Here is a 14,556-nt window from a genome sequence, read left to right on the forward strand (position 1 = left end):
TGAATTATTTAATAATTGAAGAGGTGTCACCACGAAGATAAGCTTTAACATCATCTTCAATAGGATCATAGAAATCAGGTGTAACGCCTAAATACTTACAGGCTTCGTAGAGAACAGGCACAACGTCGTCACGAACAGCAGCCATGTGGTGGATATAAGGTCCATAAACTAGTTTAGTTTCGAAACGGTTGAGGTTAGCAAATTGTAACCAGATATAAGTCCCTTGTTCATATGGTCCTTCACAAGTTTTAGCATTACCCATTAACATTGAGTACTTACCATTATCGCCATCGAAACGGCAAAGAGTATAGTTACCATCTTGGGCTTGGAATCCTACTGACCCTGGGTAGTCAAAAACAAAGTGTGACTTTGGCAAAATAGGCTTGTTTTTGGCGGTTGAATATGGGAAGACACCCAAGTGTTGTAGTAATTCACCATTAGGATTTTCTGGATGACGACAGTTAACATCAGCAAAGATAGCTCGATGATCACCCATAGTTGCGGCTTCAACCAATAGTTCAGAAATAACGCCATGAATATCAGTTTCACAAGTTACAGGCAAACCTTCATCTTGAAGTAATGATTCAGAAGCATATGGAAGAATACCGATTTCGTCTTGAAGAGCAGTCCAACATTGGATTGCGGCAGAGTTACATCCATAGGTTTTAGCCAATCTCTTGATGGCAACTTTAAGCGCAGCAACCATTTGCAAATCTTTATCAGAAATTTGAATATCAGCGATAGAATTCAAGGCCTTTTCAGTTTCTGCAATTTCAGGATCCTTTTTGTCGATCAATTCATGAATCTTTTCTACCAATTCTGTAATTGGAATAGGTGAGAGTGAGATGTTGAACTTCTCTAACAATTCACCTTCATTAACCATTGTGCTCCAAAAGTCGAAAGGACGAGGTCCGATTTGTAGGATACGAGTATTCTTGAAAGTTTTAACAACATTACATACTTTGATGAAGTCATTAATGCCTTGTTCAAAAGCAGGGTCGTCAAGATCACAGTTTTTGACATAAGTGAATGGAATTTGGAAACGACGTAAAACTTTTCCAATAGCAAATAGACCACATTGAGTATCTCTTAAACGTGAACCATCTGCTGCAGGTGCTTCATCTTTTGGTCCCCAAAGTAGAACAGGAACGTTCAATTTCTTTGCCAAACGGGCACATTCATATTCAGTACCGAAGTTTTCATTAGCTAAGAATAAACCGTCAATTTTAGCATCTTGGAATTTCTTAGCAATCTTGTTCATGCCTTCATCATCATAAAGCAGACCATCATCATTAACATCTTTAATATCAACGTAGTCGACATCCATATCGTCTAACCTCTTACGTGTGTAATTAGCGAACTCAATAGCGGCGTCAGCTGAGAAGATATTTCTTCTAGTAGGTGCGAAACCTAATTTGATTTTATCTACACTCATAAATTAATTACTCCCTTAGTTTAATAAAATAATTATTTAGAAAGCGTTTCCATGACTAAACTATAAAACTGATTTAACTAATATTCAATAGTTTATTAAAACTAATCACTAAACATAAATGTGCTTGTTACTGCTTATTGTTGATGTAACAGCACTATTGACTATATAAAATAAAAATAGTTGTTGCTTGATTGTGATTTATTCTAACTAAACTATTGAAAAATTTAGGTAAACAGTTTAGTATAAATTTTGAAAGCGGTTGCTGAAATTGATTGTAAGGAGAAATTACTATGGATGTTGAACAATTAGAGAAAAAGGCTATTGAAATGAGAAAAGCAACATGGGAAATGATTTATCGTGCCAAGACTGGACATACCGGTTCAGATCTTTCATGTACTGATATTTTAGTTGCCCTCTACTATAAGGTACTAAATCAAACTCCAGAAACATTTAAGAGTGAGAATCGTGATCGTTACGTTCAATCGAAAGGTCATGCGGTAGAAATTCTTTTGAATGTCTTAGCTGATCGTGGATATTTTCCTAAAGATGATCTTCTAACATATTCACAATTTAAATCACCATATATTGGTCACCCTAATAATCACATTAAGGGAATTGAAATGAATACTGGTTCACTTGGACATGGCTTAGCCTTAAGTGTCGGAATTGCTAAAGCAGCCAAGATGGATGATAAAGATTATCATACCTACGTTTTAATGGGAGATGGTGAACAAGCAGAAGGTTCCGTTTGGGAAGCAGCAATGGCAGCCGGAAATTTCAAGCTTGATAATTTAACAGCTATCATTGATCATAATGGCCTTCAGATTACTGGTAAGACAAAAGATGTTATGAACAGCGAACCTTTGAAAGCCAAATATGAAGCTTTTGGTTGGAACGTTATTGAAATTGATGGTAATGATATGTCTCAATTAGTTGATGCTTTTGACATGAAATCAGTTCAAAATAAACCTACTTTGATTTTGGCTGACACGGTTAAAGGCTGTGGCGTTTCATTTGCTGAGAACAAGGCAGAATGGCATCATAAAGTACCAACTGAAGAACAATATAAAGAAGCCTTAGATGTATTTGATAAGGAATTGGAGGAAAGAAAATAATGTCAGAAGAAAAAGCTCGTAAAGTTGGAGAAGTAATTTGTGAACAATTAGTAGACGCCGGAAAGAATGATTCTGATATTGTTGTTCTAACCAGCGATTCTAGAGGTTCAGGTTCTTTAGTTCCTTTTGCAAAAGAATTACCTAAACAAATTGTAGAAGTTGGTATTGCTGAACAAGATCTTGTCACAATTAGTGCTGGATTAGCTCACAGTGGTAAGCGTCCATTTGCAGTATCACCAGCCGCCTTTTTAACAATGAGAAGTATCGAACAAGTCAAAGTGGATGTTTCCTACTCTAATACTAATGTTAAATTGCTAGGTATCAGTGGTGGTAATTCTTATAGTGTCTTGGGAAGCACTCACCATTCTTTGCAAGATTTGGCAATCACAAGAGCTATTCCAAATTTGGAAGTTTATATGCCTTGTGATCAATATCAAACAATTGGTTTGTTTAAGTATTTAGTTAAATCAGATAAACCTGCTTATATCAGAATTGGTAAGAAGGCTTTGAGCAATTGTTACAGTAATCCTGAAGAAGCCTTTGTAAAGCCAGGTAAAGCAAACGTTTTGAGAAATGGTAAGGATGTTGCTTTAGTAGCTATGGGAGAAACAGTTCCTGAAGCTTTGAAGGCCGCTGATTTACTTGAAAAAGAAGGTATTAAAGCTACAGTCATTGATTTAGTCAGCTTGAAACCATTAGATACAGAACTATTAAGTAAGATCAGTAATGAGTTCTCCGATATTTATACAATCGAAGAACACAGTATTTACAACGGTATTGGTTCAGCAGTGGCTGAAGTAGTTGCTACATCAGGCAGTGCTAAACTTCATATTTTAGGATTCCCAGATGCACCTGCAATTGCTGGTACTCAAGATGAAGTCTTTGGTTACTATGGTCTGGATGGTGCCGGAATTGCCCAAAATGTTGAAAAATCAATTTCTTAATTTGAGGAGAAATTATTATGAAATATTTGTTGGGAATTGATCAGAGCACGCAAGGTACCAAAGTGGTTTTGGTCGATAAAGATGGTCAGATTTTAAGAAAAGTAACACGAAATCATCGCCAGATTATTAATAAACAAGGTTGGGTCAGCCACGATTTACGTGAGATTTATCAAAATATTTTATTTTTAGTAAGAAAAATTTTGGATGATCCTCAAGTTGATTCAGCAAAGATTGTCGGTTTGGGAATCACAAATCAAAGAGAAACGGCTACAGCGTGGTCAAAATCTACGCGAAAGCCTCTATCAGAATCAGTTGTTTGGCAATGTTCACGTGCTAAAGATGTCTGTGAAAGAATTGAAAAAACTGGTGTCGGACAATCTATTTATCAAAAGACAGGTATGCCTTTATCACCATATTTCACGGCATCTAAATTTACTTGGCTACTGGAGAATATTCCAGAAGTTCAAGAAGCTGCTCAAAAGGGTGACTTGTGTCTGGGAACGGTTGATAGTTGGTTAATTTATCAATTAACTAGGGGCCAAAGTTTTAAGACTGAACCTTCTAATGCCTCCAGAACACAACTTATGAATTTAAAGAGTGGTGATTGGGATGATGATCTATTAAGAATTTTTGATTTAAAGAGATCATATTTAGCCAAAATTGTTGATTCAAATGATAAATTTGGAATGACCGATTTTGAAGGAATCTTGAATCATCAAATCCCAATTTATGGAGTATTAGGTGATTCCCAAGCGGCTTTGTTTGGTCAAAGATGCACTAAATTCGGAGATGTTAAATCCACATACGGAACGGGTTCGTCAATTATGATGAATATTGGTTCTAAACCAGTTATGTCGTCAAACGGCTTGATCACATCTGTTGCTTGGAAAATCAATGGTCAATCGAATTATGTGTTGGAAGGAAATGTTAACTATTCTGGAGCAGTTATCAAATGGCTGAAGGATGATTTAGGGTTGATTGAGCATAGTGCTGAAACTGAAGAGATGGCCTACCATGCTAATAAGAGTGACAAGACTTATTTGGTACCAGCATTTACTGGATTAGGTGCACCTTACTGGAATGATGATGCTACAGGAACCATTGTTGGTATGACTCGTAAGACACGTAAGAATGAAGTTGTTAAAGCAGGGTTGGAAAGCATTGCTTATCAAATTAATGATATTTTGCAATTAATGAAAAAAGATACTGGTGGTCAAATCAATATTTTGAAAGTCGATGGTGGAGCCACCTCTAATAATTATTTGATGCAATTTCAATGTGACCTGTTACAGTCGGTATTAAAGATTCCTAATGTAGAAGAGTTAAGTGTTTTAGGGGCAGTCTTCTTAGCGGGCCTACAATTGGATCTTTATGATGAAAATGTTTTACAGGAGGCTATTGAGTATCGTTGTTTTGAACCAAAAATGGCGGTCAATGAATGCAATGAAAAAGTTCAGGGATGGAAAAAAGCTGTCTCATTAATAAACGTTTAAACGAAAAAAAATTCACTCAAATTGATGAGTGAATTTTTTTAATCAATTATTTCATGGGTCATTTTTAAATGAGGTGTATGGTTGAACAAAAAAGGTGCACCTTGCGTTTGGAAATGAAATTTTTGGTAGAATTTTTCTACTTGGACTTGAGCTTCAATTTCGACTTCTTTTTTTGGAAAGTCCTTTTGAATTGTAGTAAAAACATGTTGCATCAGTTCATTTCCCAATCCTTGACCACGATAGTCTGGATTAGTGAGGACTCGGCCGAAAGTAACTTTTCCATTCTGATTAAAGACTCTAGCATAAGCTACAATTTGACCATCTTCTAAATCAAATACGTGAATGGATTCGGGATCATGTTCGTCGACTTCTTGATAAACTCTCTTTTGATCAACTACGAAAACTCTTGTACGTAAATATAAAATTTCAAAAAGTTCATTGGTGCTCAATTCTGAAAAACTTTTAGAATACCACATTGAAAAGGCCTACTTTCTATTGAATAGTAATTTGTCTATTGTTTTGACAGCTTCATAGAATTCTTGTTGCTGTTGAGGGGATAAATTGATTAATAAATCTTTTATTTGTTGATCCGAACGTTCATCTAATTGTTGGGCGAGTTTTGTTCCTTTAGTGGTTAAATGAATCTTTTTGGAACGAAGATCGGTAGATGAAGGTGATTTATAGAGTAATTCGTTTTTTTCAAAACGTTTAAGAATACGGCTAGTGTAGCTTTTATCAAGATTCAAGTGATTGGCAACTTCAATTGGAGTTTTGTCTTGATTGAAATAGATCTCTAGAATGGTACGACCTTCAGTCCAACTAAGGGGCGTATCTAAAACCTTTTTATTAAGAATACCCAGTAATTTAGTGTAGTTACGGTTGAAACTACGGATTGATGTGATCTCATTTTGATCTAACAAGTGAAGGAACCTCCTGATTTGGATTGAGAATAGTATAGCATAGTAGTGGACAAAGTCCACTACTTTAAACAAAAATATCCAGTAACTTATTTTTTTCATTGTTACTGGATTAAATAGTGTGTTTTATTCTCTAAATCTCTTTAATACGTCCTTCTGTATCTGCACGGATCATTTCACGATAAAAATCACTTTCAACGGGTGTCATATTTGAAAAATCAACATCGGTGATGGCTGAAAATGTTTCTAGATAAGTTTTACCATTTTTTTCTTGTGAACACATGATAACCATTTGTCCTTCGTCAACATTTGTAGAAGCGATTAGTTCACAGTCATCGGGATGGAATTTTTCTTCAATTTCAGTTGTTTGACCGTTACCGACATTTTGCATGAATTCATTGTACATTTGAATGTACTTCTTACCAGTTGTAACACCCATGTCCTTGAATTTTCCGCCTGCCCATACTTTTTTTACAATTTTGAAATAGTCGTCTGATGAAATATCTGCCATAATATCTACCCCTTGAATAAGATTTTAATTAATTTAATATTATTATGACTATTATAATAATACTTTCTATTCAATGATAGGGGAGGTTTGGGCAAATGAGCAGTAAAACTTTTCATTTTGCATTCGGATCATACGGGATTATCCACGAATCAGAGAAATTGTTGGTGATTAAAAAAAATGGTGGTCCATATATTAATCGCTATGATCTGCCGGGTGGAAGTATGGATGAGGGTGAACCCTTAGAAAATACCGCTATTAGAGAAATTGCTGAAGAAACTGGATTAAGAGTTACAGACTCACATCAATTGGGTACAGTTAGTTTCAGATTTCCTTGGAAGTATCAAAAATATACGTGGAATGAACATATTTGTGTTTTTAATTTAATTGAAGAATATCAAGGTGAAGTAAAAGCTACAGTTACGCAATTTATTGGTCAAGACTCATTGGGTGCTGTCTGGATACCGTTGTCTAAATTGAGTATTAGTAATAGTTCTCCTCTAGTTCTTAAAGCAAAGGAGTATCTTTTGACAGAAAGATTTGAAACTAAAGATACCGAGTATCCTCATTGGCAAGTTCTGTCATAAGGCTTTCACAAAATCTTCAAAAAATGTTGACGGAATGTCAACATTTTTTTAATACGCTAAAAAGGTTGAGAAAATTGATTTTTTTTTGAGGAGTTATAAATGAGGAGAAAGAAATTATTTTTATTAGGATTGATTCCACTGATGTTACTAGTATTAGTGGGATGTTCCAGTAGTTCTAAAGATTCAGAAGTTTTATCGACTGCACAGATTAAAAAGAATATTGGTTCTAAGCTGATTTCAACGAGAGAGGATGCTCAGAAGAAATTAACTAAGGAATATCAGAGCGCAACTAAAAATAAATCGTATACGTTGAGTGATCCATATGTGAAAGTGAACCCTTATAAGGATTCGCCGTTGACTGCTTTGGTTATTTTCAAAACTGACAAAGCAGCCAAAATAAGTTATACCGTTTCAGGAAAGACTGATAAAACAAGTATTACTAACCAAGTGAAAGGCTATCAAAAGACTCATCAGGTTCCGATAGCTGGTTTATATGCTGATTATAATAATACTGTGACAATAACTATAACTTATAAAGATGGCAGTACGGAACAGAAGGTTTTACATTTACAGACTGAAGAATTACCCAAGTATATTAAGAATGCCAAGATTGTAGTTTCTAAAAATAATAAATCAAAAATGGATATTGGCGACAATAAATTGACTTTGATGAATCGTACAACTAAAGAACCATTCGCCATTGATGCAGATGGAGAAGTTAGATGGTATTCAACTAATTACTCACAACATACAATTGAACAAACTGATGATGGGCACTTTTTGATTTTAACTAAGAAGAATGTCGATTCAACAGTCTATAATGACTTGATTGAGACAGATGCTTTGGGCCGAGTTTACCGTGAATATAGTTTTAATAATAAGGTCAAATCCAATGACAGTGGCAATGCTAAAGACGAAACAACAGTAATCCATCATGATCTTTTGGAGTTACCTAATAAAGATATTTTAGCGACCGTAAATGACGGTTCTAAGTATAAAGAAGATGTGATGGTTCAAATTTCACATAAAACTGGGAAAATAGTTAAAGTGATAGATTTGAAGAAGATTTTACCTAGTTCAATGTACAAGAATTATAAAGCCGGATCAGATGGAAAAATCGATTGGTTCCATCAAAATGCCGTTGATTATGATAAGTCAGATAATACGATTATGATTTCGGGACGTAATCAGGATATGATTATGAAACTGGATTATAAGACTGATAAGATAATTTGGATTTACAGTGGAAAATCAAAGAAGAGCTGGCCTAAGAAGTATCGCAGTAAATTATTAACGCCAACTAAGGGTACAACAATAACTGGTGGGCAACATGGACTTTATCAATTGAGTAAAGATAAGAATGGTGAGAATATTTTACTTTATGACAATAATGTTGATGTTACTAGCGGTAATAAGAAAACGTCCGGTAAGTATTCACAGGCAGTTCAATATCACATTGATACTAAGAAGATGACAATAGATCAAACCTGGGCATATGGAAAATCACTGGGAAAAACTAATTTTACAAATATTATTGGTTACGCTGAACGTGAGAGTAATGAAAATACGTTAATCGATTTTGGCTATAAAAATAATGGTGCCGAAAGTAATGTAATTGAAGTTGATTCAAGTGGTAATCAGGTGTTCAATGTGACAGTTAAGAATGCTTCTTCAAAAGCTTATGTTTATCGAGCTTATCGTTTGGAATTCTATCCACAGGGATATGTTTTTGATGTTAATAAATAAAAAGTCGACCATTTGGTCGGCTTTTTTAGTTATTTAATCTTTTATCCATAATTGAACGTAATGCTTTTTCACGGAGGGAAACGGCATCTACTCCATTTTGTCTTTCGTAGCCACGGATTAAAACTTCACAAACATATAATTGTGATAGTTGACCGGCTAAGGAGCCACCATTGAGGAATTCTTCAATTGAAGTACGTAGCGTTATATCGCTGATTTGTGCAATAGAAGAAAGGTTGTTGTTAGTAATAGAAATGATGTTTGCACCACTTTTTTTAGCCATTTGGAGTGAATCATAAGTATCTTTAGTTTCTCCGGATAAGGATATGCCAATAACAAGATCGTTATTCGTCATCATAGCGGCCATTTGTGATTGAAAGTGTGGATCTGTTTCGGACTGAACAATTAATCCAATTCTTAACAACATCTTTGAAAAATCTTTTCCAATTTCACCACTATGTCCAACTCCAAAAATATAAAGTTTGTGGCAATTTGTAATTAGCTGTATTGCTTTGTTTAAATCACTGGGATTTATAAGGGATGCGGTATCCTTGATTGTTGAAATTAAACGGTCAGCTATGTCGTCGTAATAATCATGACTGGAATCAATATTATTTTCTTCCAATTCAGTTTTAGCCAAATCAATCTTTAAATCGTTAAAACCGGAGAAACCTAGTTTTCTTGAAAAACGTACTATTGTGGCATCTCCCACAGATACGTTTTTTTTAATTGTTTCCATTGTCCCATAAATAATAGATTTCTTGTTATTCATAATATATTGGGCGATTTTCTTTTCTGATTTAGTTAGTGTTTCGTATTTGTCTTTAATTAAATTATCAATATTCATTTTGAAAATTCTCCAATTGTATTTCTCTTGATAATTATACATTTTCTGAGGATTATTTAGAATCTTAAAAAAGAAAGGGTTTACAAAGTGTGAATAATGTTTTATATTTCTTTCTGGAGAATATAATCCAAACTGATTAATTTTGGAGGGAAAATGAAGAATGAAAAAAGAAGATTTTATAAAACAGATTAAAGGTGGCTTGATTGTTTCCTGTCAAGCACTTCCCGGAGAACCACTTTATACGAAAAATGGTGGGGTCATGCCCTTAATGGCAATTGCAGCTAAACGTGCGGGAGCCGTCGGTATTAGAGCAAACTCGGTTCGTGATATTAAAGAGATTCAAGAAGCGGTTGACTTGCCGATTATAGGAATCATAAAAAAAGATTACCTGCCCGAGAAACCATTTATCACAGCTACTATGAAAGAAATTGATGAGTTACATGAAACAGGAGTAGCGGTAATTGCTTTGGATTGCACTTTACGCAAGCGACATGATGGTAAAACTGTTGATGAATTTATCAAAGAAATTAAGGAAAAATATCCAGAACAATTATTAATGGCCGATACTTCAACTTTTGAAGAAGGTAAGAATGCATATAAAGCCGGAGTTGATTTTGTGGGGACAACATTAAGTGGTTATACAGAAGAAAGTGAAAAGAAAGATGGTCCTGATATAGATCTAATAAAAGCATATGTTGATGCCAAGATGCCTGTGATAGCCGAAGGTAAGATTCATACTCCAGAACAAGCTAGAAAAATACAAGACATGGGGGCAACAGGAATTGTAGTTGGTGGGGCAATTACAAGACCAATGGAAATTGCTCAAAGATTTATTACAGCACTTAATTAAAAATAAGGGGTAAATAAAAATGTTTAAAAAATTCTCACAGTTAGGAAGAGCTTTCATGCTACCGATAGCTATTTTACCGGCAGCTGGTCTCTTGCTAGGTTTAGGTGGTGCATTGACTAATGATGCTGCCGTTAAAGCATATCCGTTTTTGTCAATGCCTTGGTTACAAACAATTTTGAAAATTATGAATTTTGCGGGTAGTGCCGTTTTTAATAATATTGCATTAATATTTGCTATTGGTATTGCGGTGGGACTGGCGAATGGTGATAAAGGGACTGCTGGTTTGGCCGCTGGTGTTTCCTTCTTAGTTTATACAGCCACCATAGCAGGTTTTATTCAAATGTTTTCTCCAAAAGGAACGACAATTGATACTGGTGTAGTTGGTTCAATTGTAATTGGTGGTATGGTTGCATACCTTCATAATCGATATCGTAAAATAGAATTGCCACAATTTTTAGGCTTTTTCGGTGGTTCGAGATTTATTCCTATTATTACTTCTTTTACAGCAATTTTTATTGGAGCATTATTCTTTATGATTTGGCCACCAATTCAGGGATGGCTAGTAATAATAGGTCATGATATTGCCAAAATGGGTAGTATCGGTACCTTCTTCTATGGTTTCCTATTGCGATTGTTAGGTGCTGTTGGCTTGCATCATACAATTTATCCATTATTCTGGTATACATCACTTGGTGGTACTGCAACGGTTGCTGGACATACAGTGGTCGGTGCTCAAAATATTTTCTTTGCACAATTAGCTGATGCTAATCACGTCGGATTATTTACATATGGAACACGTTTTTTTGCCGGTCGATTTGCTACGATGATGTTTGGTCTACCAGCTGCAGCTCTGGCTATGTATCATTGTTTACCAAAGAAAAATAGAAAAAAGGATGGTGGACTTTACCTAAGTGGTGGATTGACATCATTTCTAACAGGTATCACTGAACCACTTGAATATACTTTCTTATTTGTTGCTCCATGGCTCTATGTGATTCATGCTTTTCTTGATGGTTTATCATTCTATTTTGCAGATATTCTTAATATTAGAATTGGTAACTCTTTCTCAGGTGGACTGATTGATTATTTATTGTTTGGTGTTTTACAAGGTAAAGATAAAACAAACTGGCCTACTGTACTTTGGTTTGGATTGATTTGGGCTGTTATCTATTACGTAGTATTTAGATTCTGTATTACAAAATTCCATGTAGCAATTCCAGGTATGGAAGAAGATGATGATACTACATCTTCAGCAAATGACTCATCAGTTGATAAAAATTCTAGCTTGCATGATCAATCACAACAGATTATTGGAGCACTAGGCGGAGTAGAAAATATTCAAAGTGTTGAAGCTTGTGCTACAAGATTACGTATTGCTGTTGCAGATAATACAAAGGTTGATAAAAAAGTATTAAAAGATTTAGGAGCTACAGCTGTATTAGATGTTAGTGGAGGTTTACAAGCCGTCTATGGCGGAAAAGCTGATTTATACAGTCAAGAAATTAACGGTATTTTAGGAACCGATGAATAGAGGTAAATTAAATGGGATTATTCGGATTAGGAAAGAAAAAGATTACTGAAACAATATATGCTCCAGTAAATGGTAAATTAAAGACTTTAGAAAATGTTAATGATCCAGTATTTGCGCAGAAGTTAATGGGAGATGGTTTCGGAGTTGTACCGGCCCAAGGAAATATTTATTCTCCAGTGGAAGGAATCATTACTTCAGTTTTTAAAACTAAACATGCTTTAGGATTAAAAACCTCGAACGGTCTAGAAGTTATGGTCCATATGGGACTAGATACAGTTGAACTTGCGGGAAAACCTTTTGAAATCTTAGTTGAAGAAGGAGATAAAGTTAAAGTTCAGACGCCAATTGCTAAGATGGATTTAGAGCAAGTGAGACTTGCCAAAAAGGATACCATTATTTTAACCATCATAACTAATACTGCGGACAAGATTGATAGTAGTAGTCTGTCAGTGGAAAATAATGCTGACTTAAAAAATGGTTCAAAGGTAATGGAAGCAAAACTTAAGTAAATAAAAAGTCGACCATTTGGTCGGCTTTTTATTTACTTAAATATTTTGTTTGATTCTTTGATCGCGACGAATGAAGTCATACAAAGCAAACATCAAAATGACTAATAAAATGGCTACTATAGTAACTTTGATATTACCAAAAATCAATTCATCACCACCAAAGGCATATAAAAATGATACTGGTAAAGAACCTAAGAATATACAAATAAGTTTATTACGCCAAGACAACTTCATTTCAATTGCAGCGTAGTTGACTAGTAGGGTTGGCAACATTGGTACAGCGTAACCGATACTTAACCCTAATCTGGGATGATGCATATTCTTGAGTTTATCGGCTAATGGTCTAAAACGACTTGGACGGACTTTGTGAGGAAAGGCACCTAGAATGTTTATCGCTAGCATGTTTCCAATGACGGCACCAATTACGTTAACCCCGAAACCAAGCCAACGACCAAAGCACACGCCGGAAAGAATTGCGACCGCAGCAATAGGAACTCCAGGGATGGCTGAACCAATAGCGATTACGGCGATAAACAAAATGGCATTATGTCGACCTTGATGTCTTAAAAGATCAATTAAATTTTCACGATCGAAAGTATAGCTAAAGAAGTTCTGAATAATATCGCTATATTGGTACCAAATCATAGTAGAAAAAATAATTATCCCCAAAATACCTAGGGTAATAAGAATCACCTTATGATAGAGTTTCATAGCTGTCCCCCTCAATATGGACTTACTGTCTACTATTATTAAGCAAAATCCTCAATCTGACTATAGAAAAGTTTCAAAGTATTTATTTTTGCAGCAAAAAAGCCGGCCATTGGTCGACTTCATCTATTCTGTAAATGATTGATTTAATTTATTTAGTTCAGAATCGTTGAATCTAATATCATCCAATTTATCAGCATTCTCATTAACTTTATCAGTAATATGTTCTCTTAGCTGATCGGCGTCCTCTTGACCAGCACCGTCAGGCAATACACCAACGATCATGTAGTCAACAGGAATTCTATCATTACCCCAAACAATAGGATTTTTGAAAGTTAAAGTCATTGAATGTGCCTTGTGCTTCTTGTCACTAGTTACAAACATATAAACGACACAGTCATTTAGAATAGTTGGTTCCTGGGCGGCACTAGCAAATAAACTACTTTGCACAGTTTGAGCATCCAAACCGAATTCATCCGCAGTCTTTTCAGCAGCTAGTTTCAAAGCACTCAATTGATTGTTGTCCTTTAGTTCGACGTTAGCAGTAGTATGGTTTTTTCTAAAAATTTTGAATAGCATAATATTGTATCTCCTCTGTCATTATTTAACGAAGGAGCTTCGACATGTCTTACTCTCTTTACAATTATTATGTTACTTTATCGAACCCGTTTCATATCAAGGGAAAAGCTCGATTTTTTAAAAAAAAGTTTTACAGCTACATTGCTCGAATTTCAGAAGGTACCTCAGTTGGATCTTCTAAGATTGATTCGGCGCCTGCATCACGCAATTCAGCGTAATCTCCGAATCCATAGGTGATACCTAAAGTGTGGACATGGTTGGCAATGCCACCTTGAATATCGGTTGAACGATCACCGATAATAACAGATTCGTCGGCCGTAGCTTTGGCATTTTCAAGTGCATATTTAAGAATATCAGCTTTACTTGAGCGTGTAACTTCATCTTCTGAAGCACCGTAAAGTCCAGTAAAATATTGATCCAGTTTGAGGTAAGTAATTAATTTCTTAATAAGTGATTCAGTTTTGGCGGATGAGATATAGAGTTGATAACCATCATCTTTCAAGGCTGATAAGACATCTTCGATTTGTGGATAAAGAGTCAATTGATAAAGACCGTCGTTTTTGTAATATTCGTCGTAGGCAGCAATGGCTTCAGAATAACGTTCTTTAGGAAGATCAGGATAGTATTTGCCAAAACTTTCAGTAATAGCAGGACCAATAAATTTTTGATAAGTGTCAGCTCCCAAGTCAGTGATATTCAACTTTTGGGACATGTATTGAAGTGCTTTAATAGTTCCAACTTTAGTATCGGCGATTGTACCGTCAAAATCGAAAAAGATATATTTCATTTT

General features: G+C 35.2%; 16 protein-coding genes. 8 read left to right on the plus strand and 8 right to left on the minus strand.

What is annotated here, in order from left to right; translation table 11 throughout:
* Positions 1 to 4: 4 nt before the first annotated feature.
* Positions 5 to 1,435 carry an L-fucose/L-arabinose isomerase family protein gene (locus tag LKACC16343_RS03635; RefSeq protein ID WP_056954267.1) on the minus strand — a complete coding sequence of 477 codons (1,431 nt, stop codon included), beginning with the start codon at positions 1,433 to 1,435 and terminating at the stop codon, positions 5 to 7.
* Positions 1,436 to 1,725: 290 nt separating this feature from the next.
* Here LKACC16343_RS03635 and LKACC16343_RS03640 point away from each other — a divergent pair, with 290 nt between their 5' ends.
* Genes LKACC16343_RS03640 through LKACC16343_RS03650 form a run of 3 tightly spaced genes read left to right on the plus strand, consistent with a single transcriptional unit; the run spans position 1,726 to position 4,987 of the window.
* Positions 1,726 to 2,550 (plus strand): transketolase, encoded by an 825-nt coding sequence (locus LKACC16343_RS03640; protein WP_056954269.1) that lies wholly within the window; start codon positions 1,726 to 1,728, stop codon positions 2,548 to 2,550.
* Positions 2,550 to 3,494 carry a transketolase family protein gene (locus LKACC16343_RS03645; RefSeq protein ID WP_056954272.1) on the plus strand — a complete coding sequence of 315 codons (945 nt, stop codon included), beginning with the start codon at positions 2,550 to 2,552 and terminating at the stop codon, positions 3,492 to 3,494. Before LKACC16343_RS03640 ends, LKACC16343_RS03645 begins: the two co-directional genes overlap by 1 nt.
* A 17-nt stretch (positions 3,495 to 3,511) precedes the next feature.
* Entirely contained in the window at positions 3,512 to 4,987 is a 1,476-nt protein-coding gene (locus LKACC16343_RS03650) for an FGGY-family carbohydrate kinase (RefSeq protein WP_056954274.1), read from the plus strand.
* A 38-nt stretch (positions 4,988 to 5,025) separates the two neighbouring features.
* Here the strand turns inward: LKACC16343_RS03650 and LKACC16343_RS03655 are convergent, their stop codons facing one another.
* The 3 genes from LKACC16343_RS03655 to LKACC16343_RS03665 form a co-directional block, all read right to left on the minus strand.
* Positions 5,026 to 5,463 carry a GNAT family N-acetyltransferase gene (locus LKACC16343_RS03655; protein ID WP_056954276.1) on the minus strand — a complete coding sequence of 146 codons (438 nt, stop codon included), beginning with the start codon at positions 5,461 to 5,463 and terminating at the stop codon, positions 5,026 to 5,028.
* Positions 5,464 to 5,472: 9 nt separating this feature from the next.
* Positions 5,473 to 5,907 (minus strand): MarR family winged helix-turn-helix transcriptional regulator, encoded by a 435-nt coding sequence (locus tag LKACC16343_RS03660; RefSeq protein WP_056954278.1) that lies wholly within the window; start codon positions 5,905 to 5,907, stop codon positions 5,473 to 5,475.
* Between the two features lie 130 nt (positions 5,908 to 6,037).
* Positions 6,038 to 6,415: a hypothetical protein gene (locus LKACC16343_RS03665; protein ID WP_056954280.1), complete on the minus strand. Its 378-nt coding sequence runs from the start codon at positions 6,413 to 6,415 to the stop codon at positions 6,038 to 6,040.
* A gap of 95 nt (positions 6,416 to 6,510) precedes the next feature.
* Here LKACC16343_RS03665 and LKACC16343_RS03670 point away from each other — a divergent pair, with 95 nt between their 5' ends.
* Positions 6,511 to 6,999 carry an NUDIX hydrolase gene (locus LKACC16343_RS03670; protein ID WP_056954282.1) on the plus strand — a complete coding sequence of 163 codons (489 nt, stop codon included), beginning with the start codon at positions 6,511 to 6,513 and terminating at the stop codon, positions 6,997 to 6,999.
* Between the two features lie 99 nt (positions 7,000 to 7,098).
* Positions 7,099 to 8,745: an aryl-sulfate sulfotransferase gene (locus tag LKACC16343_RS03675; protein WP_143444170.1), complete on the plus strand. Its 1,647-nt coding sequence runs from the start codon at positions 7,099 to 7,101 to the stop codon at positions 8,743 to 8,745.
* Positions 8,746 to 8,770: 25 nt separating this feature from the next.
* Here LKACC16343_RS03675 and LKACC16343_RS03680 read toward each other — a convergent pair whose 3' ends face one another.
* A complete protein-coding gene (locus LKACC16343_RS03680) occupies positions 8,771 to 9,589 on the minus strand; it encodes a MurR/RpiR family transcriptional regulator (protein ID WP_056954284.1) in 819 nt (272 codons plus the stop codon).
* A gap of 160 nt (positions 9,590 to 9,749) precedes the next feature.
* Between LKACC16343_RS03680 and LKACC16343_RS03685 the strand changes: the two genes are divergently transcribed.
* From LKACC16343_RS03685 to LKACC16343_RS03695, 3 genes are read left to right on the plus strand one after another with little or no spacing between them, the layout of a single operon-like run.
* Positions 9,750 to 10,439 carry an N-acetylmannosamine-6-phosphate 2-epimerase gene (locus LKACC16343_RS03685; RefSeq protein ID WP_056954285.1) on the plus strand — a complete coding sequence of 230 codons (690 nt, stop codon included), beginning with the start codon at positions 9,750 to 9,752 and terminating at the stop codon, positions 10,437 to 10,439.
* 19 nt (positions 10,440 to 10,458) lie between these two features.
* Positions 10,459 to 11,970 carry a PTS transporter subunit EIIC gene (locus tag LKACC16343_RS03690; RefSeq protein WP_056954287.1) on the plus strand — a complete coding sequence of 504 codons (1,512 nt, stop codon included), beginning with the start codon at positions 10,459 to 10,461 and terminating at the stop codon, positions 11,968 to 11,970.
* A gap of 11 nt (positions 11,971 to 11,981) precedes the next feature.
* The gene (locus LKACC16343_RS03695) at positions 11,982 to 12,479 is read left to right on the plus strand and encodes a PTS sugar transporter subunit IIA (RefSeq protein WP_056954288.1); all 498 of its coding nucleotides are present in this window, start codon (positions 11,982 to 11,984) and stop codon (positions 12,477 to 12,479) included.
* A gap of 36 nt (positions 12,480 to 12,515) precedes the next feature.
* Here the strand turns inward: LKACC16343_RS03695 and LKACC16343_RS03700 are convergent, their stop codons facing one another.
* The 3 genes from LKACC16343_RS03700 to LKACC16343_RS03710 form a co-directional block, all read right to left on the minus strand.
* The gene (locus tag LKACC16343_RS03700; protein WP_056954290.1) at positions 12,516 to 13,190 is read right to left on the minus strand and encodes a TVP38/TMEM64 family protein; all 675 of its coding nucleotides are present in this window, start codon (positions 13,188 to 13,190) and stop codon (positions 12,516 to 12,518) included.
* A 123-nt stretch (positions 13,191 to 13,313) separates the two neighbouring features.
* The gene (locus LKACC16343_RS03705) at positions 13,314 to 13,766 is read right to left on the minus strand and encodes a PTS sugar transporter subunit IIA (RefSeq protein ID WP_056954292.1); all 453 of its coding nucleotides are present in this window, start codon (positions 13,764 to 13,766) and stop codon (positions 13,314 to 13,316) included.
* 136 nt (positions 13,767 to 13,902) lie between these two features.
* Complete coding sequence (locus tag LKACC16343_RS03710) at positions 13,903 to 14,553, minus strand: HAD hydrolase-like protein (protein ID WP_056954294.1); 651 nt, start codon at positions 14,551 to 14,553, stop codon at positions 13,903 to 13,905.
* Between the last annotated feature and the right edge of the window lie 3 nt (positions 14,554 to 14,556).

This window comes from Companilactobacillus bobalius (genome assembly GCF_002179915.1).
Lineage (GTDB): Bacteria > Bacillota > Bacilli > Lactobacillales > Lactobacillaceae > Companilactobacillus > Companilactobacillus bobalius.

What these genes read in the sequence shown, in the direction of transcription:
- LKACC16343_RS03635 (WP_056954267.1), bottom strand. Translation starts at nt 1,435, where the DNA reads ATGAGTGTAGATAAAATCAAATTAGGTTTCGCACCTACTAGAAGAAAT.
- LKACC16343_RS03640 (WP_056954269.1), top strand. Translation starts at nt 1,726, where the DNA reads ATGGATGTTGAACAATTAGAGAAAAAGGCTATTGAAATGAGAAAAGCA.
- LKACC16343_RS03645 (WP_056954272.1), top strand. Translation starts at nt 2,550, where the DNA reads ATGTCAGAAGAAAAAGCTCGTAAAGTTGGAGAAGTAATTTGTGAACAA.
- LKACC16343_RS03650 (WP_056954274.1), top strand. Translation starts at nt 3,512, where the DNA reads ATGAAATATTTGTTGGGAATTGATCAGAGCACGCAAGGTACCAAAGTG.
- LKACC16343_RS03655 (WP_056954276.1), bottom strand. Translation starts at nt 5,463, where the DNA reads ATGTGGTATTCTAAAAGTTTTTCAGAATTGAGCACCAATGAACTTTTT.
- LKACC16343_RS03665 (WP_056954280.1), bottom strand. Translation starts at nt 6,415, where the DNA reads ATGGCAGATATTTCATCAGACGACTATTTCAAAATTGTAAAAAAAGTA.
- LKACC16343_RS03670 (WP_056954282.1), top strand. Translation starts at nt 6,511, where the DNA reads ATGAGCAGTAAAACTTTTCATTTTGCATTCGGATCATACGGGATTATC.
- LKACC16343_RS03675 (WP_143444170.1), top strand. Translation starts at nt 7,099, where the DNA reads ATGAGGAGAAAGAAATTATTTTTATTAGGATTGATTCCACTGATGTTA.
- LKACC16343_RS03680 (WP_056954284.1), bottom strand. Translation starts at nt 9,589, where the DNA reads ATGAATATTGATAATTTAATTAAAGACAAATACGAAACACTAACTAAA.
- LKACC16343_RS03685 (WP_056954285.1), top strand. Translation starts at nt 9,750, where the DNA reads ATGAAAAAAGAAGATTTTATAAAACAGATTAAAGGTGGCTTGATTGTT.
- LKACC16343_RS03690 (WP_056954287.1), top strand. Translation starts at nt 10,459, where the DNA reads ATGTTTAAAAAATTCTCACAGTTAGGAAGAGCTTTCATGCTACCGATA.
- LKACC16343_RS03695 (WP_056954288.1), top strand. Translation starts at nt 11,982, where the DNA reads ATGGGATTATTCGGATTAGGAAAGAAAAAGATTACTGAAACAATATAT.
- LKACC16343_RS03700 (WP_056954290.1), bottom strand. Translation starts at nt 13,190, where the DNA reads ATGAAACTCTATCATAAGGTGATTCTTATTACCCTAGGTATTTTGGGG.
- LKACC16343_RS03705 (WP_056954292.1), bottom strand. Translation starts at nt 13,766, where the DNA reads ATGCTATTCAAAATTTTTAGAAAAAACCATACTACTGCTAACGTCGAA.
- LKACC16343_RS03710 (WP_056954294.1), bottom strand. Translation starts at nt 14,553, where the DNA reads ATGAAATATATCTTTTTCGATTTTGACGGTACAATCGCCGATACTAAA.